Source organism: Nanchangia anserum (genome assembly GCF_015240065.1).
GTDB lineage: Bacteria > Actinomycetota > Actinomycetes > Actinomycetales > Actinomycetaceae > Nanchangia > Nanchangia anserum.
Window position 1 is genome coordinate 1,794,939 of sequence record NZ_CP060506.1, and the last position, 24,004, is coordinate 1,818,942.

At 69.8% G+C, this 24,004-nt stretch carries 16 protein-coding genes, 1 tRNA gene and 4 pseudogenes; 15 read left to right on the forward strand and 6 right to left on the reverse strand.

The window, feature by feature from the left end; translation table 11 throughout:
- Positions 1-101 precede the first annotated feature (101 nt).
- From H8R18_RS08425 to H8R18_RS08455, 11 genes and pseudogenes are all read left to right on the forward strand, one after another.
- Entirely contained in the window at positions 102-851 is a 750-nt protein-coding gene (locus H8R18_RS08425) for a biotin--[acetyl-CoA-carboxylase] ligase (protein WP_191071580.1), read from the forward strand.
- Complete coding sequence (locus tag H8R18_RS08430) at positions 848-2,623, forward strand: acetyl/propionyl/methylcrotonyl-CoA carboxylase subunit alpha (RefSeq protein WP_191071581.1); 1,776 nt, start codon at positions 848-850, stop codon at positions 2,621-2,623. Before H8R18_RS08425 ends, H8R18_RS08430 begins: the two co-directional genes overlap by 4 nt.
- Before the next feature lie 18 nt (positions 2,624-2,641).
- Positions 2,642-4,221, forward strand: a pseudogene (locus H8R18_RS08435) (acyl-CoA carboxylase subunit beta).
- Between the two features lie 1,424 nt (positions 4,222-5,645).
- Positions 5,646-6,791 (forward strand): annotated as a pseudogene (locus H8R18_RS09385) (fatty acid synthase subunit beta domain-containing protein); the annotation flags it as partial.
- Positions 6,792-6,934: 143 nt separating this feature from the next.
- Positions 6,935-7,204: a hypothetical protein gene (locus H8R18_RS09800; protein WP_476738964.1), complete on the forward strand. Its 270-nt coding sequence runs from the start codon at positions 6,935-6,937 to the stop codon at positions 7,202-7,204.
- Positions 7,205-7,802: 598 nt separating this feature from the next.
- Positions 7,803-9,356 (forward strand): acyltransferase domain-containing protein, encoded by a 1,554-nt coding sequence (locus H8R18_RS09395; protein WP_265087418.1) that lies wholly within the window; start codon positions 7,803-7,805, stop codon positions 9,354-9,356.
- 1,703 nt (positions 9,357-11,059) lie between these two features.
- Complete coding sequence (locus H8R18_RS09400) at positions 11,060-13,405, forward strand: beta-ketoacyl synthase N-terminal-like domain-containing protein (protein ID WP_227712805.1); 2,346 nt, start codon at positions 11,060-11,062, stop codon at positions 13,403-13,405.
- Positions 13,402-13,857: a holo-ACP synthase gene (locus H8R18_RS08445; RefSeq protein WP_194189256.1), complete on the forward strand. Its 456-nt coding sequence runs from the start codon at positions 13,402-13,404 to the stop codon at positions 13,855-13,857. The genes H8R18_RS09400 and H8R18_RS08445 overlap by 4 nt, the downstream gene beginning before the upstream one ends.
- A 62-nt stretch (positions 13,858-13,919) precedes the next feature.
- A pseudogene (locus H8R18_RS09660) lies at positions 13,920-14,090 on the forward strand (biotin transporter BioY); the annotation flags it as partial.
- 23 nt (positions 14,091-14,113) lie between these two features.
- Positions 14,114-14,452: a biotin transporter BioY gene (locus tag H8R18_RS09665; RefSeq protein ID WP_265087373.1), complete on the forward strand. Its 339-nt coding sequence runs from the start codon at positions 14,114-14,116 to the stop codon at positions 14,450-14,452.
- A 131-nt stretch (positions 14,453-14,583) separates the two neighbouring features.
- The gene (locus H8R18_RS08455; RefSeq protein ID WP_191071586.1) at positions 14,584-15,273 is read left to right on the forward strand and encodes a Crp/Fnr family transcriptional regulator; all 690 of its coding nucleotides are present in this window, start codon (positions 14,584-14,586) and stop codon (positions 15,271-15,273) included.
- A gap of 59 nt (positions 15,274-15,332) precedes the next feature.
- Here the strand turns inward: H8R18_RS08455 and H8R18_RS08460 are convergent, their stop codons facing one another.
- From H8R18_RS08460 to H8R18_RS08470, 3 genes are read right to left on the reverse strand one after another with little or no spacing between them, the layout of a single operon-like run.
- The gene (locus tag H8R18_RS08460) at positions 15,333-15,896 is read right to left on the reverse strand and encodes a RidA family protein (RefSeq protein WP_191071587.1); all 564 of its coding nucleotides are present in this window, start codon (positions 15,894-15,896) and stop codon (positions 15,333-15,335) included.
- Positions 15,897-15,898: 2 nt separating this feature from the next.
- Positions 15,899-16,060 carry a Sp36 family protein gene (locus tag H8R18_RS08465; protein WP_191071588.1) on the reverse strand — a complete coding sequence of 54 codons (162 nt, stop codon included), beginning with the start codon at positions 16,058-16,060 and terminating at the stop codon, positions 15,899-15,901.
- Between the two features lie 42 nt (positions 16,061-16,102).
- A complete protein-coding gene (locus tag H8R18_RS08470) occupies positions 16,103-16,435 on the reverse strand; it encodes a WhiB family transcriptional regulator (protein ID WP_191071589.1) in 333 nt (110 codons plus the stop codon).
- A 160-nt stretch (positions 16,436-16,595) separates the two neighbouring features.
- Here H8R18_RS08470 and H8R18_RS08475 point away from each other — a divergent pair, with 160 nt between their 5' ends.
- The 3 genes from H8R18_RS08475 to H8R18_RS08485 all read left to right on the forward strand — a co-directional run bounded on the left by H8R18_RS08475 (position 16,596) and on the right by H8R18_RS08485 (position 20,048).
- Positions 16,596-18,809 (forward strand): transglycosylase domain-containing protein, encoded by a 2,214-nt coding sequence (locus tag H8R18_RS08475; RefSeq protein ID WP_191071590.1) that lies wholly within the window; start codon positions 16,596-16,598, stop codon positions 18,807-18,809.
- On the forward strand, positions 18,809-19,924 hold the full coding sequence (locus H8R18_RS08480; protein ID WP_191071591.1) for a metallophosphoesterase: 1,116 nt from the start codon (positions 18,809-18,811) through the stop codon (positions 19,922-19,924). The genes H8R18_RS08475 and H8R18_RS08480 overlap by 1 nt, the downstream gene beginning before the upstream one ends.
- Before the next feature lie 47 nt (positions 19,925-19,971).
- Positions 19,972-20,048, forward strand: a tRNA-Pro gene (locus H8R18_RS08485).
- Between the two features lie 63 nt (positions 20,049-20,111).
- On the opposite strand, the gene udk is transcribed toward H8R18_RS08485, so the two are convergent.
- A complete protein-coding gene (udk, locus tag H8R18_RS08490) occupies positions 20,112-20,813 on the reverse strand; it encodes a uridine kinase (protein WP_227712806.1) in 702 nt (233 codons plus the stop codon).
- A gap of 107 nt (positions 20,814-20,920) precedes the next feature.
- Between udk and ppk2 the strand changes: the two genes are divergently transcribed.
- Positions 20,921-21,793 (forward strand): polyphosphate kinase 2, encoded by an 873-nt coding sequence (gene ppk2 / locus H8R18_RS08495; protein ID WP_191071592.1) that lies wholly within the window; start codon positions 20,921-20,923, stop codon positions 21,791-21,793.
- 1 nt (position 21,794) lies between these two features.
- Here the strand turns inward: ppk2 and H8R18_RS08500 are convergent, their stop codons facing one another.
- Positions 21,795-22,364: an isochorismatase family protein gene (locus tag H8R18_RS08500; protein ID WP_191071593.1), complete on the reverse strand. Its 570-nt coding sequence runs from the start codon at positions 22,362-22,364 to the stop codon at positions 21,795-21,797.
- A 53-nt stretch (positions 22,365-22,417) separates the two neighbouring features.
- A pseudogene (locus tag H8R18_RS08505) lies at positions 22,418-23,901 on the reverse strand (carboxylesterase/lipase family protein).
- Between the last annotated feature and the right edge of the window lie 103 nt (positions 23,902-24,004).

Below are 24,004 nucleotides of genomic sequence, written 5' to 3' on the forward strand. Positions count from 1 at the left end.
AGTTTCGTATCGACATCCACGTATGACATGTACGTATTTGCTCACATTTCGTGCCCCTTCGACGATGAAGGCACGAGACCGGATGTGCGGGAGGTGAGCAGATGTCGCAGTGGCACACCGAGTGGGTCGACGAGGTCGACTCGACGCAGAGCTATGCGCGTGCCCGCCTCGCGGACCTGGGCACGCCCGCTCCCCTGTGGGGCGTTGTTGCCGCTCATCAGCGGGCCGGACGCGGCCGCTACCAGCGCACGTGGGCCGACGACGCCGGGACGAGCCTGCTGACGTCTCTGCTCGTTGTGACCGACTCAGCCGGCCTGCCCTGGGTGTCCGCGCGCGCTGGCCTGGCGCTCGCCCGCTCCCTCGCCACTGCCCCGGGTCGCGGCGACGAGGGCGAGATCTCGGTGAAGTGGCCGAACGACGTCCTCATCGACGCACGCAAGGTCGCCGGCATCCTCAGCGAACACGTCGACGTTGCCGGCGGGATGCACCGGGTCCTCGTCGGTATCGGCGTCAACATCGGCACCGTCCCCGCCCACGCGCCCGCAGAGGCCGGCGCCGTTCCTGCCGCGTGGTTCCCCGGTGACGCCCGCGCCCAACTTCTCGACGCCGTGCGCACCGAGCTGACCGAGCTCCTCGCCGAGTCACCCACGACCACCCGCGCCGCCTATCTCGACGCCCTGGCCGGCATCGGCAGCCCCGCCCGCGCCAGCCTGGCCGACGGCACGACCGTTCGCGGGCATATCGCGGGGATCACCGAGACCGCCGCGCTGATTCTCGATACCGAGGCCGGGCGCGTCACCGTGACGGCGGCCGACCTGGCCCTGACGCCGAAGGAGTGTGAGACCGCGTGATCGAGTCCGTCCTTATCGCCAACCGCGGCGAGATCGCCGCCCGCGTCGTACGCACCACCCGTCGCCTGGGAGTGCGCTCCATCGTGCCCTACGCCCCCTCCGACCGCGATTCGCTGGCGGCGCGACTGGCCGATGAGGCCCTCGCCCTCGACGGACTCGATGCCGTGGCCACCTACGTCAACCCCGACGGTCTGCTCGACCTCGCGAAGCGCTCGGGCGCTGCGGCCATTCACCCTGGCTACGGGTTCCTGTCAGAAAACGCCGACTTCGCCCGGGCCGTCATCGACGCCGGCCTGACGTGGATTGGCCCCGCCCCCGAGGCGATCGCCGCGCTCGGCGACAAGATTTCCGCGCGCGCCCTGGCGACCGGCTGTGGCGTCCCCGTCATCCCCGGGATCACGGGTGCTCTCGGCGAGCGCGATAACCCCGAAAAGACGCTGCTCGACCTGGGCGCGTCCGCCGGCTATCCGCTCGTGACCAAGCGCGCCGACTCGGGTGGTGGCGTCGGCATCACCCGCCTCGATGACGCCGAGGCGGCGCGTCGCTTCCTCGCCGATGCCGACCCGACCAGCCTCGACGTGACGTTCGTCGAGCGGTGTCTGACCGGCGCGCGCCACATCGAAACCCAGGGGATGCGCGATAGCCACGGCACCTTCTGCCTCGTCGGCACGCGCGACTGCACGGTTCAGCGCCGCAACCAAAAGGTCGTCGAGGAGGCCCCCGCCCCGGGCCTGACGCAGGCCGAGCTGGCCGACCTCGAACGCTGGTCGCGCGCGCTGTTCGAGGCCGCCGGCTACGTCGGCGTGGGCACGTGCGAGTTCCTGTTCACCCCCGAACGCGACTTCTACTTCCTCGAGGTCAACCCGCGCCTACAGGTCGAACACACGGTGTCCGAAGAGGTGTGCGGGATCGACCTCGTCGCCGAGCAGCTGCGGATCGCCTCGGGCCTGGAGCTGTCGCGCCCGGGTGACCCGCGCGGCCACGCCATCGAAATCCGCGTCACCAGCGAGGATCCGGCAGCGGGCCTCATGCCGAGCGCGGGGCGAGTGGACACCCTTGAGTGGCCGGGCGGCCCGGGAGTCCGCATCGACACCTACCTGCGCCCCGGCGACGACATCACGACGGCCTACGACTCGCTTATCGGCAAGATCATCGTCTCGGCCCCGACCCGCGCCGAGGCCATCGCGCGCACGCGCGAGGCCGTGCGCGAGTTCCGCGCGACGGGGATCCCGACGTCGGTTCCGCTCATCGACGCCATCCTCGCCCACCCCGACTTTGCCTCCGAGACCCCGCGCGTCTTCACGACGTGGCTGGCCGACTCCGGCCTCCTCGACAGCCTCGTCGGCGACGACGCTCCCGCCGCCGCGGCACCGAGTACCCCCGAGGAGCTGCGCGAATTCACCGTCGAGATCGATGGCCGCCGCGTCAGCATCGCCCTGCCGCCCGCGCTGTTTGCCGCCACGCCGGCGGCATCGACTAGCCCGCGCGAGCGCCAACCCCTGCGCGCTGCCCGCCGCTCGACCCCGGCCGCGTCTTCCGACGATCCGACCCGGATTGTCGCCCCGCTGGCGGCCGCCGTCACCCGCGTCGCCGTCGACGAGGGAAGCCACGTCGCCGAGGGCGATCTCATCGTCGTCCTCGAAGCCATGAAGATGGAGAAACCCCTGCACGCCCAGGTCACCGGCACGCTCACCGAGCTGCGCGTCTCGGCCGGTGATTCGGTTGCCGGCGGTGACCTCCTCGCCACGATCACGCCCGACGAGACCGCCTAGTTCACGAAGGAGGACACCATGTCGACCGCCCACGTCCTGCCCTTGTCATCGCCCACGCTCACCCGCGCCGAGTTCGCTCGCCGCAGCGACGAACTGGCGGCCGAAGCGGAGAAGCGGGCGCGCGAGCGCCAGCACCCGCGCGGACGCATGACGGCACGCGAACGCCTTGACCACCTCCTCGACGAGGGCTCGCTGCGCGAGACCGACCGCTTCGCCGGCGCCGCGACTCCGGCCGACTTCCTCGGCTCGGGCGTCATCACGGGCTTCGGACGCATCGGTGGGCGCGAGGTCGCCGTGTACGCGCAGGATTTCTCGGTGCGCGGCGGCTCGCTCGGCGACATTGAGGGCGAGAAGATCGCCCGCCTCATGCGCCAGGCCATCGACCGACGCCTGCCGCTGTTCGCCCTCCTCGACTCCGGCGGCGCCCGCATCCAGGACGGCGTGACCTCGCTGGCGCGCTACGGCCAGATTTTCGCGCTGGCGACCGAAGCCTCCGGGGTCATCCCGCAGATCTCGGTGGTGCTCGGCCCGTGCGCGGGCGGGGCCGTCTACGGTCCCGCGCTCACCGACATCGTCATCATGGAGCGCGAGGCCTCCTACATGTTCGTCACCGGCCCCAAGGTCGTCCAGGCGGCGACGGGCGAAAAGATCAGCTCCGCCGACCTCGGCGGCGCCGACATGCACGGCTCGGTCTCCGGCGTCGCCCACATGGTGATCGACGGCGAGCGCGAATCGCTGGATGCGGCCCGCGCCGTGCTCAGCTACCTGCCCTCGCACTGCGGCGAGGCCGCCCCGCGCTACGCCTTCGACGGTGACGACATCGGCGAGGCCCACGCCCGCCGCGTCGGCGACCTCGTTCCCGAAGGCGCCAAGCAGGCCTACGACATGCGCGACGTCATCGAGGCGCTCGTCGACTACGGCGAGTTCGTCGAGATCCACGAGCACTTCGCCGCCTCGGTCGTCGTCGGCTTCGCCTGCATCGACGGGCGCGCGGTCGGCATCGTCGCCAACCAGCCCAACGTCGACGCCGGCACCCTCGACGTCGCCGCCTCCGAGAAGGCCGCCCGCTTCGTCACCCTGTGCGACACGTTCGGCCTGCCCGTCGTGACCCTCGTCGACGTTCCCGGCTATCGCCCCGGCTCCGAGCAGGAGCGCGCGGGCATCATCCGCCGCGGGGCCAAGCTCATCACGGCCTACGCCTCCGCGTCCGTGCCCCTCGTCACCGTCATCGTCCGCAAGGCCTATGGCGGGGCCTACATCGTCATGGGCTCGAAGTCGCTTGGTGCCGACGTCGCGCTGGCGTGGCCGGGCGCCGAAATCGCCGTCATGGGGGCCGAGGGAGCCGTCGACATCCTCCACGGCAAGTCCCTGGCCGCCGCCGAGCGCCCGGCGTCGACGTCGCGGCCCAGCGCGCCCACTACATCGAGCAGTGGCGCGCCAGCGAGATCTCGCCCGATCGTGCCCTGCAAACGGGAGAGCTCGACGGTCTCGTCGATCCGGGCGAAACCCGCTGGGCCATCATCGATGCGCTGCGGGTGACCGCGGCCAAGCCCCGCCCGGCGCGCAGCCCGCGGGTCCGTCCGAACCCGCCCCTGTAACGACCTCGTAATCGTTGTCCGTCGTTTGGTTTGTCAAGGAGTCTGCCTCAATGCCCTCTTCGCCTCTCGCTTCGCTCGACGCCCCCTACGCCCTGCTGCTGGCCGGCCAGGGATCGCGGTGGCAGCCGGTTCTCGCCGACACGATTGCCGACCCCGCCCTCGCCGAGGTGGCCCAGGCCGCGCTTGAACGCGCCACGGCTCTCATCGCGCCGGTTGCCCGCGAGTGCGAACTCGCCTCGCCCGGCGCGCGCGATGCACTTGCTCAGCTCGTGCGCGGCGGCGAGGCTCCCGAGCGCACCAGCGTGGGAGTGAGCGTCCCGGCGATCACGCTGACCCAGCTCATGCTCACGCGCGCGCTCATGGATTCGGGGCTCGACCCCGCCCACGATCGCCCGCTTGCCGTGCTCGGGCACTCCCAGGGCATCCTCGGGGCGCGTGCCGCACAGGCACTTCTCGACGGCGATGACGAGGCCGTGGCCGCGTGGATCGGCGTCGCGCTGCTCGTCGGTGCCGGTGCCGATGCGGGGGCCCTACAGGCCGACGCGAGCGCGAGCGCGGGGGCCACGCCGATGCTGTCGATCCGCGGCGTCGACCCGACCCTCGTCGCGTCGCTGGCTGACGAGAGCGTGAGCGAGGCCGTCGTCAACGGGCCGAACGCACGCGTGTGGTCCGGGCGTCCGCGCGATCTGCTCGCGCTGCGCCGCGCCGTCCAGGCGCAGGTGGACGCCTACACCGCGGGCCTGGATGCCCGCCGCTACGGCGGTGCCCCGCTGACGCCGGTCTTCGACTTCCTACCGACCGACGCCCCGTTCCACTCGGCGCTGCTTGACGGTGCCCTCGAGCGGGTGCGCGCGTGGTTCGCCGCCTGCCCGCAGCTGACGGAGGCAATCAGTGCGCGTGAGGCCGAGGCCGTGGCCCGGGCTATCCTCGTCGAGCCGGATCGCTGGGATCACCAGATCACCGAGGCGATTGATGCCGGTGCCGGCTGGTTCGTCAATGTCGGTCCCTCGGACACGCTCGTGCGGCTGAGCGCTCCGCTGCTGGAGGGCACCGGCGCGGCGATCATCGACGCCGGCTGCCCCGATGCGCTGCTGACGTGCGACACGCCGGGATGGGACCTGCCCGAGCGCATCGATTACGCGGACTTCGCCCCGAAGCTCGCGACGCTGCCGAGCGGGCGCACCGTCCTCGACACGGCGTTTTCGCGCCTGACGGGCTTGTCGCCGCTCATGCTTCCCGGGATGACGCCAACGACGGTGACGCCCGAGATCGTCGCCGCGGCCGCGAACGCCGGCATCTGGAGCGAGCTTGCCGGTGGCGGGCAATATTCCGATGACGTGTTCTCCACCCACCTGGCCGGACTGCGCGAGCTGCTCGAGCCGGGGCGCGCCGTCGGCTTCAACGCCATGTTCTTCGACCGCTTCATGTGGAACCTCCAGTTCGGCGTGACGAAGATCGTTCCCAAGGCGCGCCGCCAGGGCGCCCCGTTCCACGCCGTGACCATCGCCGCGGGGATTCCCGAGCCCGACGAGGCCGACGCCCTCATCAACGAGCTGCGCGCCGACGGCTTCACCTATCTCGCGTTCAAGCCGGGGACGACCGAGCAGATTCGCGCGGTCATCGACATCGCCCGCGCCCACTCCGACATTGACCTCATCATCCAGATCGAGGACGGCCACGCCGGCGGACACCACTCGTGGGTCAACCTCGACAATCTCCTGCTGGAGACATACGCGGATCTGCGGCGCACCTCAAATCTCGTCATCGCCGTTGGCGGCGGCATCGGGACTCCCGAACGCGCCGCCGACTACCTGACTGGGCGGTGGGCGCTCGCGTGGGGGCGGCGGCCTATGCCGGTCGATGCCGTCATGATCGGCACGGCCGCGATGGCGACCGCCGAGGCGCGCACGTCGCCTCAGGTCAAGGAGTTGCTGCGCGATACCCCGGGCATCGACGACCCGACCGGGTGGCTCGGTCGCGGCGAGTCGAAGGGCGGGATGACGTCGGGCCTGTCGCACCTGGACGCCGACATGTACGAGATCGACAATTCCTCGGCGCGCGCCTCCCGCCTCATTCGGTCCCTGGGCGGGGACCGCGAGGCGATCGCCGCGCGTCGCGATGAGCTGATCGAGGCGCTGGCGCGCACGGCGAAGCCGTACTTCGGTGACCTGGGCGAGATGACGTACGCCGAGTGGGCCGAACGCCTCGTCTCGCTCACCCACCCGGTGACGGATTGGACGTGGTCGGACCGCATCCTCGACGTCTTTCAGCGCATCGAGGCCCGCCTGAACCCCCAGGAGACGGGCGAGATCGAGACCCTGTTCGCTTCCATTGACGACGTCGCCGATGCGCCGGCGGCGCTCGCCCGCCTGCTCGAGGCCTACCCGAGCGCCCACACCGAGCGCGTCGCCCCGCCGGATCAGCGGTGGTTCCCGACTCTGTGTCGCAAGCACCCCAAGCCGATGCCGTTCGTGCCCATCCTCGACGACGGCGATCTGGCTCGCTGGTGGGGAACGGACACCCTGTGGCAGTCCGAGGATCCGCGCTTCCCGGCCGACGCCGTGCGCGTCATCCCCGGCCCCGTGTCGGTTGCCGGCATCGACCGGATCAACGAGCCCGTCGGCGACATGTTCACCCGGTGGGAGGACGCGCTCGCCGAGGAGCTGACCGCGGCGGGGACCCGCGCGACGTCGGTCTTCTCGCGCCTGGGCTCGTGCGCCGACGAGGAGGCTTCCTGCGCCAGGCCACCCACCTGGAGTGGAACGGCACCCTCGTCGCGAACCCGGCACTCGCGCTGGGGCAGGCGTGCCGGATCGAGCGCGAAGCCGACGGCTGGGTGCTGCGGGTGTGCTGTGACACCTCGTGGGATGACCTGGCTGGCGTCGACGCCCACGCCGTGCGCTCGTCGACGTTCCCGTCACCGTTCCGGCGGGCTGCCAGGCCGGTGGCTACCCCGTCGTCGACATGGCCCGCATGTCGGTGACGGCCTACGACCTGCTCGGCGGTGCCGCCGGCATCGGACGACCTCGCCCAGCGGCGACCCGCTGACGGCGATGCCGCCCGTGACGCCCGACGACGCGTGGGGGCTCGTCACCTCGTCCTTCACCATGAGCGAGCAGATGGGACTCACGCACGCGCGCGCCACGGGCTCGGCCCTGCGCGCCCACCTCGCGCGTCAGGTCCCCGACGCCCTCGTCGGCGCGTGCTGGCCGACGATTTACCAGGCGCTGGGGACCGCCAAGCGCGACGGCATCCCCGTCATCGAGGGCCTGGTCAACGCCGTTCACCTTGATCACACGCTCACGCTCGTCGCCGATCAGCCGGCGTGGGGCACGAGGGTGACCACGCGGGGCCGCTGCGCCGACGTCGCCGAGTCTTCGGCGGGGCGCGTCGTCACCGTCACCGTCGATCTGCTCGCGGGCGATGAACCGTTCGCGTACCTGACGGAACGCTTCGCGATCCGCGGGCGTGCGACGACCGATCTGCCGCCCGAGCCCAGCCCGGACTTCACCCGCGGGGCCGAGATCATCGACACGCCGCGCTCGTTCTGGCGCCGCGCCCGCGTCGTCGCGCCCTCGGGCATGACGGCGTTTGCCAACGCCTCGGGCGACTTCAACCCCATCCACACCTCCTACGCGGCCGCCCGCCTGGCTGGCCTCGACGCTCCGCTCGTCCACGGCATGTGGCTCTCCGCCACCGCCCAGCACCTGCTGGCGGCCGATGCGCCCGGTGGCGCGGTCGTCCCCGGCGTCGGCATCATCGAGGGCACTCAGCAGCCGGCGCGCATCCTCGCGTGGTCGTACGAGATGTTCGGCATGGTCAACCTCGGTGACGAAATCACCTTGACCGCCGAGCGCCTGGGCCGCACAGCTGCCGGGCAGCGCGTCATCGCCGTGACGGCGACGATCGGCGACGAGGTCGTCTCGCGCGGGCGCGCCCTCATCGACGCCCCGCGCACCGCCTACGTCTACCCCGGCCAGGGCATCCAGCGCGCGGGCATGGGACTGGATCACCTGACCCCGCTCACCCGCGAAATCTGGGATCGCGCCGACGCGCACACCCGCTCGTCGCTGGGCTTCTCGATCCTCCAGATCGTGCGCGACAACCCCAAGCAGATCCGCGTGGGCAACGAGACCGTGCGTCACCGCGAGGGCGTCCTCAACCTCACCCAGTTCACCCAGGTGGCGCTGGCGACCCTCGCCTACGCCCAGACCCAGCAGCTGCGCGCCGATGCGACGTTCACGCCGAACGCCTACTTCGCCGGTCACTCGCTGGGCGAATACAACGCGCTGGCCGCGTGCGCGGATATCTTCCCGCTCGAGGCCGTCATCGACCTCGTCTACCAGCGCGGTTCTGCCATGCACTCGCTCGTCGAGCGCGACAGCGAGGGCGTGTCCGGCTACGCGATGGCCGCGATCCGCCCGAACCAGTGCGGTATCGCGCCCGAGCGCGTGCGCGACTACGTCGCCGAGGTGGCTGAGACCAGCGGGGAGTTCCTCGAGGTCGTCAACGAGAACCTTCTCGGTGCCCAGTACACCGTCGCCGGCACGCTGGCGGGCTTGCGCGCCCTCGAGACCGACATCTCCGAGCGCGCCCGCGCCGCGGGGGGTCGCCGCAGCTTCCTGCTCATTCCCGGCATCGACGTGCCGTTCCACTCCTCGCGGCTGCGCTCGGGTGTGCCGGCCTTCCGCGACACACTGGCCGAGCTCATGCCGCACGACATCGATGTCGACGTCCTCGAGGGACGCTACATCCCCAACCTCGTCGCCCGCCCCTTCGAGCTGAGCGACGACTTCGCCCGCGCGATCTGCGAGGTCGCGCCCTCGCAGGCGGCGGCTGATCTCGTCGAGGTCGGCGTCGAGGCGGCGATCGCGCGCGATGGCCGCACCGCGGTTGCCCGCACGCTCCTCATCGAGCTGCTGGCCTGGCAGTTCGCCTCGCCGGCGGTGGATCGAGACGCAGGATCTGCTCATGCGCGCCGATCGGTGCGCGGTCGAGCGCGTCGTCGAGGTCGGCCTCGCCAGCGCCCCGACGCTTGCCGGCCTGGCCGAGAAGACGCTCGCGCTGCCCGACTTCGCCGACCGGATGGTCGAGGTCCTCAACACCGAGCGCGACGCCGAGCGGGTCGCCGATAGCGAGCGGCTGACGCCCCCGGCAGCCCCCGAGGCCACGCCGGAGGACGCGCCGGCTCCCGAGGCCGCCCCCGCCGAGAGCGCCGAGGCGCCCGCCGCCCCGGCTCCGACTGCACCGACCGCACCCGCGGCACCTGCGCAGGTCGGCGGGGACCTCGTCGATGCTCCCCTGAGCGGTGCCGAAGCCGTGCGGGTCCTGCTGGCCCACCACACGTCGCTGACGTTGGACGAGATCGGCGATGACGACACGATCGACACGCTGACCAACGGGGTGTCCTCGAAGCGCAACCAGGTGCTCATGGATCTGGCCGCCGAACTCGGCGTGCCGACGATCGAGGGTGCGGCCGAGGCGACGATCGCCGAGCTGTCGGCTTCGATCGCCCAGGTCGCCCCGGGGTATCGCGCCTTCGGGCCCGTCCTCGACGACGCCGTGAGCGCCCGGGTGCGCCAGGTCGTTGGCGGCGCTGGTCTGACCGTGGCCAACGCCAGCTCCTATATCACCGACACCCGCGGCCTGCCGGCCGGCTGGGGTCCGCGAGTCCTTGCCCACGTGTTCTTGGCGACGCGCTCGGGAACGTCCTCGCGCGGTGCCGAGTTGGGGTCGCTGCCCGACGTCACGGCGTCGCGCGCCGAGGCGACCGCGCTGCTCGACGCCGCCATCGAGGCCGTCGCGGCCTCCCTCGGCGTCAGCCTGGCAAGCGATGCCGGCGGCGAATCCGGCGGGGTCGTCGATTCGCGCGAGCTGGCCGCCCTGCGCGAGGAGCTGATGGGCGAGAACGGACTCCTTGCCGAACAGGCCCGCGCCATGCTGCGCGCCCTGGGTGCCGAAGCGGCGCCGACCCAGCCCAGCGCCGATGCCGAGGCGCACACCCTCGCCGCTCGCGTCGACGCCGAACTCGGCGCCGGCTGGCTGGCGTCGGTGGCCCCGGCCTTCGATGCGCGCCGGTGCGTGCTGCTCGATGACCGGTGGGCGAGTGCCCGCGAGGATCTGGCCCACGTTGCCGCCGGCGACATCGCCGCGGCCGACGTCGATCCCGCGCGCTTTGTCGGCGGCGGGCAGTCGCTGGCCGACCTCGCCACATGGTACGCCGCCCACACCGATGACGCGGCCCGCCGCGACGTCTTGACGACCGTCGCCCGCGAGGCGATGACCCCGGCGGCGGGACGGTTCGCGGGGCAGGTCGCCCTCGTCACCGGGGCAGCTCCGCGCTCGATCGCCGGCGCGGTGCTCGCCGACCTCCTCGCCGAGGGCGCGACCGTCATCGCCACCGCCAGCTCGATCACGCCGGCGCGCCTGGCCTGGGCGAAGGCGCTCTACCGCGACCACGCGGCGATGACCGCCAGCCTGTGGCTCGTCCCGGCCAACCTCGCCTCCTTCGCCGACGTCGACGCCCTCGTCGAGTGGATCGGCTCGGACTACACCGAGACCCACGGCGCCTCGACCGACCTCGTCAAGCCCGCGTGCGTGCCTGACGTCGTCTTCCCGTTCGCGGCCGGCGGGGTGCGCGGACGCACGGGTGAGGACCCGGCCGACGCGCTCGCTCAGGCGCGCCTGCTGCTGTTCTCGGTCGAGCGCACGATCGATCGCCTCGCTGCACTGGCCGGCGCACAGGCCGATCCGCGCCGCGTCCACGTCGTCCTTCCCGGCTCGCCCAACCGCGGCATCTTCGGCGGCGACGGCGCCTACGGCGAGGTCAAGGCCGCCTTTGACGCCGTGTGCGAGAAGTGGCACACACGAGGCCGGCTGGCCGCAGTTCATCACGCTCGCGCACCCGCAGATCGGTTGGGTGTCGGGAACCTCGCTCATGGGCGCCAACGACGCGCTGATTCCGGCGGCCAAGGCCGCGGGCATCGACGTCATGGCCCCCGAGGACCTCTCGCGCCGCCTCCTCGACCTCGCCGACGACGAGGCCCGCGAGCGCGCCGCGAGCGCGCCGCTACAGGCCGACTTCACCGGCGGCCTGGCCGAGGCGGGGATCGACCTGGCGGCGATGGCTCGCGAGGTTCGCGCCCAGGCCCAGTCGACACCGACCGAGACCGAGGCCGAGAAGGTGGCGACGGTGCCGGCCCTGCCGACGCTTTGCGCCCCGACGCTCGCCACGCGCCTGGAGTGGAGCGAGGTCTCGACCCCGCTGGCCGAACAGGTCGTCATCGTCGGCCTGGGTGAGGTCAGCGCATGGGGAACCGGCCGGACCCGTCACAGCGCGGAATTCGGTGCCGAGGTCGAGCTGACGGCGGCCGGCATTATGGAGCTGGCGTGGGGCATGGGCCTCATCACCTGGCAGGATTCTCAGCCGGCCGGGTGGGTCGACGCTGAGGGCACCCCGGTGCCCGAGACCGAGATCGCCGACCGCTTCCGCGACGAGGTCATCGCGCGGTGCGGGATCCGTCCCCTCGCCGATGACGAGCATCTGCGCGATGCCGCCTCGATCGACGTCGCGACGGTGTACCTGCCCAGCGAGCAGACGTTCGCGGTGGCCGACGAGGCCGAGGCGCGCGACTACCTCGCCGCCGACGGCACGCACACCGAGATCTGGTGCGACGAGGGCACGTGGTACGTGCGCAAGGCGGCCGGCGCCAAGGTGCGGGTGCCCAAGCGCGCGACGCTCACGCGCACGGTCGGCGGGCAGATTCCCACCGATTTCGACCCGACGCGCTGGGGAATCACGCCGGCGATGGCCTCGGGGCTCGATCGCATCGCCCAGTGGAATCTCGTCACCGCCGTGGAGGCCTTCATCTCGTCCGGCTTCAGCCCGACCGAGCTGCTTCAGGCCTGCCACCCGGCCGACGTCTCGACGACGCAGGGTACGGGGATCGGCGGCATGATGTCGCTGCGCAAGGTCTTCCTCGACCGGTTCCTCGGCGAGGATCGCCCGGCCGACATCTTGCAGGAAGCCCTGCCCAACGTCGTTGCCGCGCACACGATGCAGGCCTACATCGGCGGGTACGGCCAGATGATCCACCCGGTGGGCGCGTGCGCGACCGCGGCGGTGTCCATCGAAGAGGGCGTCGACAAGATCCGCCTGGGCAAGTCGTCGTTCGTCGTGGCCGGCGGTATCGACGACATCTCGGTCGAGTCGCTGACGGGCTTCGGCGACATGAACGCGACGGCTCGCTCCTCTGAGCTGGCCGAGCGCGGCATCGAGTCGCGCTACTTCTCGCGCGCCGGGGACCGGCGTCGAGGCGGCTTCCTCGAGGCGGCCGGCGGCGGCACGGTGCTGCTCACCCGCGGTGACATCGCGGCCGACCTAGGTCTGCCCGTCTACGGCGTCGTCGCCTACGCGCGCTCGTTCGGCGACGGGGCCCACCAGTCGATTCCCGCGCCCGGCCTGGGCGTGGTGGCGGCGGGCCGCGGCGGCACCAACTCGCAACTGGCCCGCGATCTCGCCGGCCTCGGGCTCACCGCGTCGGACATCGCCGTGGTCTCCAAGCACGACACGTCGACGCGCGCCAACGACCCGAACGAGGCGAACGCGCACGCCCGCCTGGCTCGCGCCCTCGAGCGCGAGGTCGGCAATCCCCTCTACGTCGTGTCCCAGAAGACCGTGACGGGGCACGCCAAGGGTGGGGCCGCGCTGTTCCAGGTCGCCGGATTGACCGAGATGTTCACCCACCAGGTGATTCCCGGCAACCGCGCGCTGGACTGCCTGGACCCGCAGATGCGCGAGTACATGCCGCTGCTGTGGCTACGCGCCCCGTTGCGCCCGGCCCAGCCGATCCGCGCGGGCGTCTTGACCTCGCTCGGCTTCGGCCACGTCGGGGCCCTCGTCGTGCTCGCGCACCCGAGCGCCTTCGAGCAGGCCCTGGCCGATAGTCGCGGCGAGAAGGTGGCCAAGGCGTGGCGCGAACGCGCGCTGTCTCGCCTGCGCGCCGGCCACACGCGGCGTCTCGACGCCATGTGCGGTGGTGAGGCACTGTTCAGCCCGGTCACGGATCGGCGCTTCGGTGACCTCAGTGGGGATGCCCTCACCGAGGCCGAAGCCGCGGTTCTCCTCTCCCCCGATGCGCGCCTCGATGCGACGGGTCGTCTCGTCGCCCGGGTGGACGCGTGATCATCGGGCACGGCGTCGACATCGTCGACATCGCCTCCTTCGCCGCCCAGTTGGCGGCGCCGGGGTCGCGATTCGGCGACGTCTTCACCGCGCGCGAGCGCGCCGAATCGGTGCGCCGCGCGAACCCGGATGCCTCTTTCGCTGCCCGCTGGGCCGCGAAAGAGGCGGCCGTCAAGGCGTGGTGTCAGGCATGCGCCCCCGCAGCCCCTCCCCTGGCACCCGATCAGCTGGACTGGTCCCACCTCGGTGTCATCACCGATCGGTGGGGCCGGCCCCAGCTGTCTATCACCGGCGACCTCGCGGCCGCGCTGAACAGCCTCACCGATCGGTGGGGCCCCGTGAGGTGGCATCTGTCGTTGTCCCACGATGGCCCGCTCGCCCTGGCGAGCGTCGTCATGAGTGCCGATACCCCACCCGGTTTCGGGTGGACAACACGTAAGGATCCATCATGAGCACTGCCTATCCCGTTCTTGCCGACCACTTCGTGCCTCGCCGCCTCACGCGCACGAGCGACATGATCCGCCAGGCGGGTCTGGTCTTTGCCGGCGCCGCGCTCGTCGGCATCCTCGCCCAGGTGGCGATTCCGCTGTGGCCCGTGCCGGTGACCGGCCAGACCCTCGGCGTCCTCCTCGTCGCCGGCGTCCTCGGCTCAAAGCGCGGCGCCGCCGCGCTGACGACCTACATGGTGCTGGGCCTGGCGGGACTGCCGTGGTTTTCCGGAATGACCGGCTCGCTCGCCTCGGTGGCGACCCGGCGTTCGGCTACATCATCGGCTTCATTCCCGCCGCCTATTTCCTCGGGCGTGCCTGCGAGCGGCGGTGGGATCGCAGCCTGTGGCGCTCGCTGGCGGCCTGTGCCCTCGCCTCGACGATTCCCTTCCTCATCGGGGTGCCCTACCTGTGGGTCGTCATGGCGGGGCTGGGGACCACCCTGTCGTTTGGTCAGCTGATGGCCGCGGGCGTCACCCCGTTCATCCTCGGCGGCATCATCAAGGCCGCGATCGGCGGCGTCGCGCTGCCGGCGGCATGGGCGGCAATCCGGCGTTGAGACAGCGCGCGAGGCGGTAGGGTTTTCTCATCCGGATATCCCCCGCCGCGCTATCTGCTGGTGTGCTACCTCACAAATAGTGCACAATAGAGGGGACGCCTTCCATTTTGCTGGCAGTGAGGAGTGTTTTCATGGCAGTTGACGCCACGTTCTTGACGAAGGTTCCGTTGTTTGAGAGCCTGCCTCGCCACGCCCAGGAGCAGCTGGCCCACATGATGGGCGAGGCGAGCCTGCGCCGCGGCGAGAACCTCTTCGACGAGGGCGACCAGGGCGACCGCCTCTACGTCGTCGTCGACGGCAAGATCAAGCTCGGACACCAAGAGCAGCGCGACGGCCGTGAGAACCTCCTCGCCGTGTTGGGGCCGCGCGAGGTCCTCGGCGAGCTCACGCTGTTCGATCCGGGGCCGCGCTCAACGACGGCCACGGCCATCTCGCCGTGCAAGCTCTACTACCTCGATCACTCCGACCTCATGGCGTTCATTGAGGAGAATCCCTCGCTGGCCCAAGAGATGCTCAAGGCCCTGGCCCAGCGCCTGCGCCGCACGAACGACGCGCTGGCCGACCTCGTGTTTGCCGACGTGCCCGGGCGCGTCGCGAAGGCGCTGCTGGACCTGGCCGAGCGCTTCGGCTCGCACACGGAGTCGGGGGCCCTCCACGTTCCTCACGAGCTCACCCAGGAGGAGCTGGCCCAGCTGGTCGGCGCCTCGCGCGAAACGGTCAACAAGTCACTGGCCCACTTCGTCTCGCGCGGGTGGATTCACCTCGAGGGTCGCGCCGTCACCCTGCTCGACGTCGAGGGGCTGCGCCGCCGCGCCCGCTAACACGGATACGCCGGGGCCCCGCAGGATATCCTGCGGGGCCCCGGCGTATCCGTTGAGTCCTAAGCGTTCTTGCGAGCCAGGAACTCGACCTCGATCTCGATGGGGGCGTTCAGCGGCAGGACCGCCACGCCGATAGCCGAGCGCACGTGGGCCTTCGGGTAGGGGTTACCCGAGGGATCCAGGCCCGGCTGACCAAACACCTCGCCGAACAGCTCGGACGCGCCGTTGGCGACCTGGGCCTGATCAGTGAAGTCGGGACGCGAGGCGATGAACGCCGTGACCTTGACGACCGCGAGCAGGTTGTCGACCCCGCCGGCGACCTGAGCCGCCGCGGCGATCGCGCCGAGCGCGCTCAACCGGGCGCACTGGTAGGCGGTGTCGGCGCTGACGTCGTGGTCGCCCGGACCGACGTGACCCAGGGCTGCCAGATCGCCGTTGTCATCGAAGGGCAGCTGTCCGGAGGTGGCGATGACGTAGTCGTCGCCGGGCTCGGGCCACCGGCCGTCGGCGATGGCGGCCGGGGTGTAGGCGGCGAGCGGCACGGGAACCTCGGGCAGGCTCAGGCCGAGCTTTTCCAGCGCCTCGGACGGGCGCACGCGCTGCTGGGTGTGGGGTGATTCCATAATTAGTTGTCTCGCTTCCGCTTGAGGTAGGCCACGAGGTTCTCGGGACCATTCGGACCGGGAATGACGGTGACGAGCTCCCACCCGTCCTCGCCCCAGGTGTCGAGAATCTGCTTGGTGTTGTGCGTAAGCAACGGAATCGTTGCGTATTCCCATGTCGTCATGGGGTGATCCTATCGGCGCGACGCTGCGCCGACCAGAGCTCCCTAACGACGCGTATGGGCGAGCACGCGCGGGGCACCGGGCGTGCGAATCTCTTGAGCAAGCTCATCCGACGACGTCGACAGCCACTCGTACCAGTCGGTGATGTGGGGGTAGTGACGCAGCATCGCGCGGCGCTCGCGCTCGGTCAGGCCGCCCCACACACCGAAATTGGCCTGCGACTGCAGGGCATCGGCGAGGCATTCGAGGCGAACTTCGCAGGCAAAACAGCGGGTGCGTACCTGGCGTTGTGCGGCTCCTTGAACGAACAAGGCATCGGGCTCGTCCTGCGCGCATAGTGCGCGTGCCGCCCACGTTTGGTCATCATTGACACTCATGGTTCTCTCCTTGTAAGCGCTACCTGACGCTCGACTTCGACCATATCCGAGCCGCTGCAAAATGCCAAAACATGATGATGAAAGCGGCCACATTTTGACCGCGTCGACGCGTCGTGTTGCGGGATCGGCACGCCGCGCAGCAGGCACGTAGACTGTGGCCATGCCGAAGACTCCGCGCACGCTGCCCCGCGGCGAACTCACTCGCCTGCTCACGGCCATCGGTCTGCTCATCGTCGCGATGGCCGTGCTGTTTGCCGGCCTGGCAATCCCGGCGGTGGGCACACTCGGGATGATCTCGCGCGCGGGCACCGCGACGTTTAACGAGTTGCCGGACGAGTTCGAGCCGGTTCCCCCGTCGGAGCAGTCCGTCGTGCTTGCGGCAGACGGCTCGACGATCGCGCACTTTTATGCGCAAAACCGCCGGGTCGTCAGCCTCGACGACATGTCGCCGTGGGTGCGCAAGGCGATCGTCGCAATCGAGGACCATCGGTTCTACGACCATCACGGCGTCGACCTCGAGGGCAATCTGCGCGCCGTCGCGAATAACCTCGCGGGCGGGTCCATGCAGGGCGCGTCGACGCTGACCCAGCAGTACGTCAAGAACACCCTCATCGAGATCGGGTTGCAATCGGGCGACGATCAGGCGGTGCGTGATGCGAAGGCCCCGACGATTCAGCGCAAGCTGCGCGAGGCCAAATACGCGACGTCGGTCGAGAAGAAGTATTCCAAAGATGAAATTCTCGCCGGATATTTAAATATCGCTCCCTTCGGACCGTCGGTTTATGGCGTCGAGGCGGCCTCACAGCACTATTTCTCCAAACCCGCCAAGGACTTGACCCTCGCCGAGGGCGCGCTGCTGGCCGGACTTACCCAATCGCCTTCGGCCTATGACCCGCTGCGTTTCCCCGATGAGGCCCAAAAGCGTCGCGATCTCGTCCTGTCGGCCATGCTCGGCTACGGCGACATCACCCAGGCCGAATACGACGAGGCCCGGGCCATTTCGGTCCCCGACATGCTCAAGCCCTCCGACGAACCGCAAGGCTGCGCGGCGGCGGGGTCGGCCGGGTATTTCTGCTCCTACGTCGTCAACGAGATCTACAACAACGAGATCTACGGCAAGACCCTTCAGCAGCGCCGCAACCTCCTGCTGCGCGGCGGGCTGACCATCCACACGACGCTGGACCCGAACGCCCAGCAGGCCGCGCAAAAGGCCATTGAGGAGCAGGTGCCGAAGAACGATCCCTCGAACACGAAGATCGCGCTGGCCTCGATCGAGCCGGGCACCGGCAAGATCATCGCCCTGGCTCAAAACACGACGTTCGGCGTTGCCGTCGACAAGGATCCGACGGCCACCGAGGTCTCGTTCGCGGTCGACAAGGAACACGGCGGTGGCGCCGGCTACCAGACGGGGTCGTCGTACAAGATCTTCACCCTCGCGGCGTGGCTGGATGCCGGAAAGTCGGCGTACGCGTCGGTGGGTGGACGCTCCAGCTACGACCAGAGCGAATTCACCTCGACGTGCCCCGAAGCGGCATCGTCGTCGTGGTCGTTCAAGAACTCCAACTCGATGTCGACGGCCGCCACCTCGGTCATCACGGCGACCCAGAAGTCGCTGAACTCAGGTTTCGCGTCCATGGCCTCCGAGCTGGATCTGTGCTCGATCATGAGGATGGCCAAGGACACCGGCGCCGTGCCCGGCGACGGCACGTGGTGGGGAACGGCCAAGGGCAAGATTCCCTTCACGCCGGCCGCGATCCTCGGTTCGGGCTCGGTTCCGCCGCTGTCGATGGCAAACGCCTATGCGACCTTCATCAACGACGGCACCTACTGCACGCCGATCGCTATCTCGGCCGTCGAAGACCGCGACGGCAAGGCGCTGAAGGTCCCCGACGCGACGTGCCACCAGACGGTCAAGCCCGAGACGGCTCAGAAGGTCACGCGCGTGCTCAACATGACGTATCAAAGCTACGGCGGGCAGACAGCGATCGGGCGTCCGGCGATGACGAAGACGGGCACGACCGACGAGGCCGAGGCCGCGTGGCTCGTCGGCGGCGTGCCCCAGTTGGCGACCGCCGTGTGGGTCGGACACTCCGAGGGATCGGCACCGCTGACGAACGTGTGGATCGGCGGGCGCTACTACCGGGTGGTCTTCGGCTCGACCATCCCGTCCGCCGCATGGCGTAACTACATGGCTGCCGCCACCGCGAACATGGAGGTGCGCGACTTCTCCTCGGTTAACCTCGGGGGATCGTCCTCCCGCGGCGACGCCGCCATCGCGCGCAAGCGTGCCCAGCAGGCCCGCGAGGAATCCGAACGGCAGGCCCAGGAGCAGGAGAAGCAGGACGGCGAGGACTCCGAGGGAGGCGACGACTGATGGCGGCCTCGTGGGGACGGGTCCTGGTCGGTACCGCGGGCGCGACCGTGGGCTTGGGAGCGGGCGTGGCGATCGGTGCGCTGGCCGAGGCGCGCGCCCCTATCCAGCGCACCGTCGAGGTTCCGGCCGCCAGCGATGCCGGCGTGCGCCTGCGCATCCTCCACATTTCCGACGTTCACATGTGGCGGCACTCGCGCTGGGAGGTCGCCTGGCTGAGCTCGCTCGCGCGGCTCCAGCCCGACCTCGTCGTCCTCACCGGCGACAACCTGTGCGAAGCTCAGGGGCTGGCCCCCCTCATCGAGGCGTTGACGCCGCTGACGGGGATTCCCGGGGCGTTCGTGTTCGGCTCGAACGACTACTATTCCGGGGTTTTCTCGCTGCCGCTGCGCTACGCGGGGCCTGCTGCCCGCAACGTCGCGCGTCGCCTGCACAACTGCCGCGTGAGCGCCCGAGCACACGCCGATGCGAAGCCGCGGACGCGCTCGCGCCACGTTCCCGATCTGCCCCACCGCGAGCTGGCGGCATTCCTCACCGACACCCTGGGGTGGGCGGACCTGCGCAACGGTGGGGCCGTGCTCGATATCGCTCCGCGCCTGCCCGGTCAGGTCGATGACGTCGGTGCCGAACCACGGCTTCGGCTGTCGCTGTCGGGCGTCGACGACCCCCACATCAACTACGACGCCGTCGTGCGCGACGGTCCCGACTGGACCGCAGCCGACCTGCGCATCGGCATCACGCACGCCCCCTACGCCCGCGTCGTCGACGAATTCACCGCCCACGGGGCCGACCTCGTCCTCGCCGGACACACCCACGGCGGCCAGGTGTGTCTGCCGGTCGGGCGTGCCCTGGTCAACAATTGCGATGCCCCGCTCGAGGCATCGGGCGGGCTGTCACGCTGGCACATCGGCGATGTCGCCGCTCCCAAGCCACACACGGATCACGGGATCGTCCGTCCGGGACGCGACCTGTCGGACCAGGTGGGCCGCTCGACGTGGCTGCACGTCTCGCGCGGACTCGGCACATCGAAATACGCTCCGTTCCGGCTGTTTTGCCGACCGGAAACGACGATGCTCTATGTGAGTGTTGCCAACGCCACCTCACCCGCGCGCGCGTGAATTATGTTGCCGGCGCGCGCTGGCCTATACTGGGACGCGTTGCTTCACGGGGTGTGGCGCAGCTTGGTAGCGCGCTTCGTTCGGGACGAAGAGGCCGCAGGTTCAAATCCTGTCACCCCGACCACGACTGACACGGCGATCGCTATCGCCATCTCACCCTCTCTACTCGCCGCCGGCGCGCGCCGCGCTAACTCGCGCCGGGAGCGGCGTGGTCCTCGATGATCCGCTGGATCCGATGCGTGAGCATGTCGAGGGCGACGAGGTTGCTGCCACCCTCGGGAACGATGATGTCGGCGCGGCGCTTGGAGGGTTCGACGTAGAGCTCATGCATGGGCTTGACCGTCTGGAGGTACTGGCGTTCGACGGACTCCAGCGACCGCCCGCGCTCAACCGCATCGCGGCGGATGCGGCGAAGCAGGCGCACGTCCGCGTCGGTGTCGACAAAGATCTTGATATCGCACACGTCGCACAGCTCCTGCTCGGTGAGGACGAGGATGCCCTCAACGATGATGACGGGGCGCGGGCGAATGGTGATCGTCGGTTCGGCCCGGTCGTGGTGGACGTAGTCATACGTCGGCATCTCGACGCACTCACCGGCCAGGAGCGCGCGGAGGTGGGAAATCAGCAGACTCGTCTCGAACGCCGCGGGCTCGTCGTAGTTCAGCGCTGCCCGCTCGGCCAGGGGCAGGTCGGGGCGGGAGCGGTAGTAGTTGTCGTGCAGCATCACCGCCGTCTGGTCGACGAAACGCTCCGACAGCGCCCGGGTCAACGTCGACTTGCCCGAACATGTTCCCCCGGCAATACCAATGATCGTCGGCCGCACGGTGCCCTCCTCATCCTTCGCTCGCGCCCCAGGCGCATCCGCCTCCCCGAGACTACCGCGCCGCACCCCTCCTCGATGCCACTGTCGACCTCATCGGCGATACGCCCACGCGCTCGGGCGGCATTTTCTAGACTGGCGCCATCACGTCAGTGACGACCTGTGAGGAGACCATCGTGCCCGCCACCCCCGACGCGCAACTCGAGCGCCCCCAAGCGCTGAAGATTCCCAACGACGTTTACGAAAAAGAGCTTCGCCGCCTCCAAGGCGAGCTCGTCAAACTGCAACGTTGGGTCAAGACCACCGGCGCCCGCGTCGTCATCATCTTTGAGGGCCGCGACGCCGCCGGAAAGGGCGGCACGATCAAGCGGGTCACGGAATATCTCTCGCCGCGCGTCGCCCGCGTCGTCGCACTGCCGCGCCCGACCGAGCGCGAAGAATCCCAGTGGTATTTCCAGCGCTACATCCAGCACCTGCCCGCGGCCGGGGAGATGGTTCTGTTCGACCGCTCGTGGTACAACCGGGCCGGCGTCGAGAAGGTCATGGGATTCTGTAGCCCCGAAGAGGTCCAGCGCTTCATGCGTCAGTGCCCGATTTTTGAAAACATGCTCGTCGAAGACGGCATTTACCTGCGCAAGTATTGGTTCTCGGTGTCCGACGACGTCCAATTCGAGCGGTTCCAAAAGCGCCTCGACGACCCGCTGCGCCAGTGGAAGCTCTCGCCGATGGACCTCGAATCCATCACCCGGTGGGAAGATTATTCGCGCGCCAAGGACGACATGATGGTCCACACGGACACGCCCACCGCCCCGTGGCACCACGTGTTGTCGGACTCGAAGAAGCAGGCGCGCCTGAACATGATCGCCCACCTGCTCGATTCCCTGCCCTATCACGACGTGCCCGAGGCAGATCCGATCACGCTGCCGGAGCGCCCGCCCTCGACGGGCTACGTGCGCCCGCCCGTCTCGGTGTCCGGTTACGTTCCCGATCACGCCGCGACGATCCTCGCCGACGCGAAGAAGCGCACCGGCAGCAAGAAGAAAAAGTAGCTTACGACGCTACCCGTCCAACCTCGACGCCGCCTCGACGCATCTGCTCGCAGGCGGCGTCGCCCAATTCTTGGCTGACGGGAACCGACAGGTCGGTGAAGACGCGCGTAGCAAAGCCGAGGCGCTGGGCGTCGAGCGCCGTCTGGGCGACGCAGTGCGAGAGCACCAGCCCGATGACGTCGACGGCGTCCACGCCGGCCTCGCGCAGGATGTCGGCGAGGTGACGGCCGTCCTCGTCGACCCCGTCGAAACCGGAGTATGACGCGGCGTAGTGCCCCTTCTTCACCGACACGTCCGGGTTAAACCCGTCGAGGGCCGGGTGCAGCTGGGCGTTCGGCGAGTCCGCGATGCCGTGCGGCGGCCACGTGTCGACAAAATCGGGGGTATCGGAGAAGTGGTCGCCGGGATCGATGTGCCAGTCCTGCGTCGTGGCGACCAGCGCGTAATCGTCGCGATGGCTGCGAGCGTATTCGGCACACGCCTCGGCCACGGCGTTCGCGCCGGCGGTTGCGAGTTCGCCGCCTTCGCAAAAAGTCGGCTGTAGGTCTACGAGAATGAGTGCACGGGTCATGAGTCCTCCTCGACACGACGATGCCGCACGTGGGACCAGCCTAACCGACGCATCTAGCGCGCCTGTCGCTCGCGCAGGGCACGCTCGGTGGCGTAGGCCGCGGCGACCTCTCCCCCATCGGGGCGCCACACACGCGCACGCCCATCGCGATTCCATGGCTGCCACCCGGGCTCGCCCTCGCGGATGAATCGCACCCACGCGGCGTGAATGTCGGCGGCAACGTCGGGGTAGACGTCGGGGCCACAGGTGTGGGCGACGTGGGGATGGTCGAGGCAGTCGAAGATCGCGGGCACGTCCATGCAGTGCTCGGCCAGGCCCGTGCGGGTATCGGGCACGCGGTAGTCGTAGACCCACGTGCGCTCATGGGCGTCGGCGACGTCGACGACCGGGCCGCGGAAGATCCCGATCGTCAGCAGCTGTCCGGCGATGAAGCCGGCCTCGGCCGTGCCCGCGAGATCGCGCTCGATGAGATCTGCGACGGTGCCCAGGCGCTCGCGCACGGTGGCGTCGATCCTGTCTTGGCCATCGGGTGGAACGAGGACATGGCCGAACGAGGTGAATTCGTGGGCGGTCGAGCCGATCATGAGGGGAACGTCGGCCAGGTCAGCAATCCAGTTCTCCGGGATAATCCCGTCCTCGACGCTGGGGCCGAAGGATCGCGAGGTGCCGTAGTCGACGTCGATGAGCGCGGCGCCTCGGTCTTCGGGTGTCAGCCCGCTCGGCGCCAGCTCTCCCTCGAGCTGGGCCGCGGCGTCGAGGATTACCTCCTCGTCAACGCCCTGCCAGGCCTCACGGTCGTTGTGCACGCCGACGATCGCGGCGAGGCGGTCGGTGAGTTCGCGGGCCTCGGCAGCCGACGCCGGAGCGAAAGCGGGCGAGACGGCGATGACTCCGCGGAAAAGTCCGCGCGCCGCGGGCGACGCGGCCAAGGCGAGCACCGATCCCCCACCCGCCGACTGCCCGGCGATGGTGACGGCGTCGGGATCGCCGCCAAAGGCCGTGATCGAGCGGCGCACCCATTCCAATCCAGCGATCTGGTCGAGGAGTCCCCGGTTTGTCGGGCACCCGGAATGGCCCCGAAGCCCTCGAATCCCAGTCGGTAGGACAGGGCGACCGTGACGATGCCGTCGCGGGTGAAGGCGGCCCCGTCGTACCACGGCGACGCCGGGGACCCGCCCTTGTAGCCGCCTCCGTGAATCCACACGAGGACGGGCAGACGCGCGCTGGGGTCGAGGCTCGGCGTGCACACCGTTGCCGTCAGGGTGTCCTCGCCCGGGTAGGAGGGCTCGGGGATGCCGGTCACCTCGGCCAGCGGTCGCCGCTGCGGGGTCGGTCCCGGGCGGGTGGCCTCGCGGATGCCCGACCATTCGGGCGCCGGTTGCGGGGCGGCGAAGCGCAGCGGGCCAACGGGCGGGGCGCTGACGGGCAGCGACCAGAATTTCCACGACCGCGCGGTGCCCGTCCCGAGGCTGCGTTCGAGACCGCGCAACCTCAGATGGTCGATGACGACGGGTTCTTCTTCGACGATATGCACCACGATTGTGTCCTCCTGTGACCATTTTCGCCCACGTCGCCCGCCTCATGGCGGATTCGGGTGCTGCGAGGCACGACGAGGCTGGTAGCGTGAGGCCCAATACGCA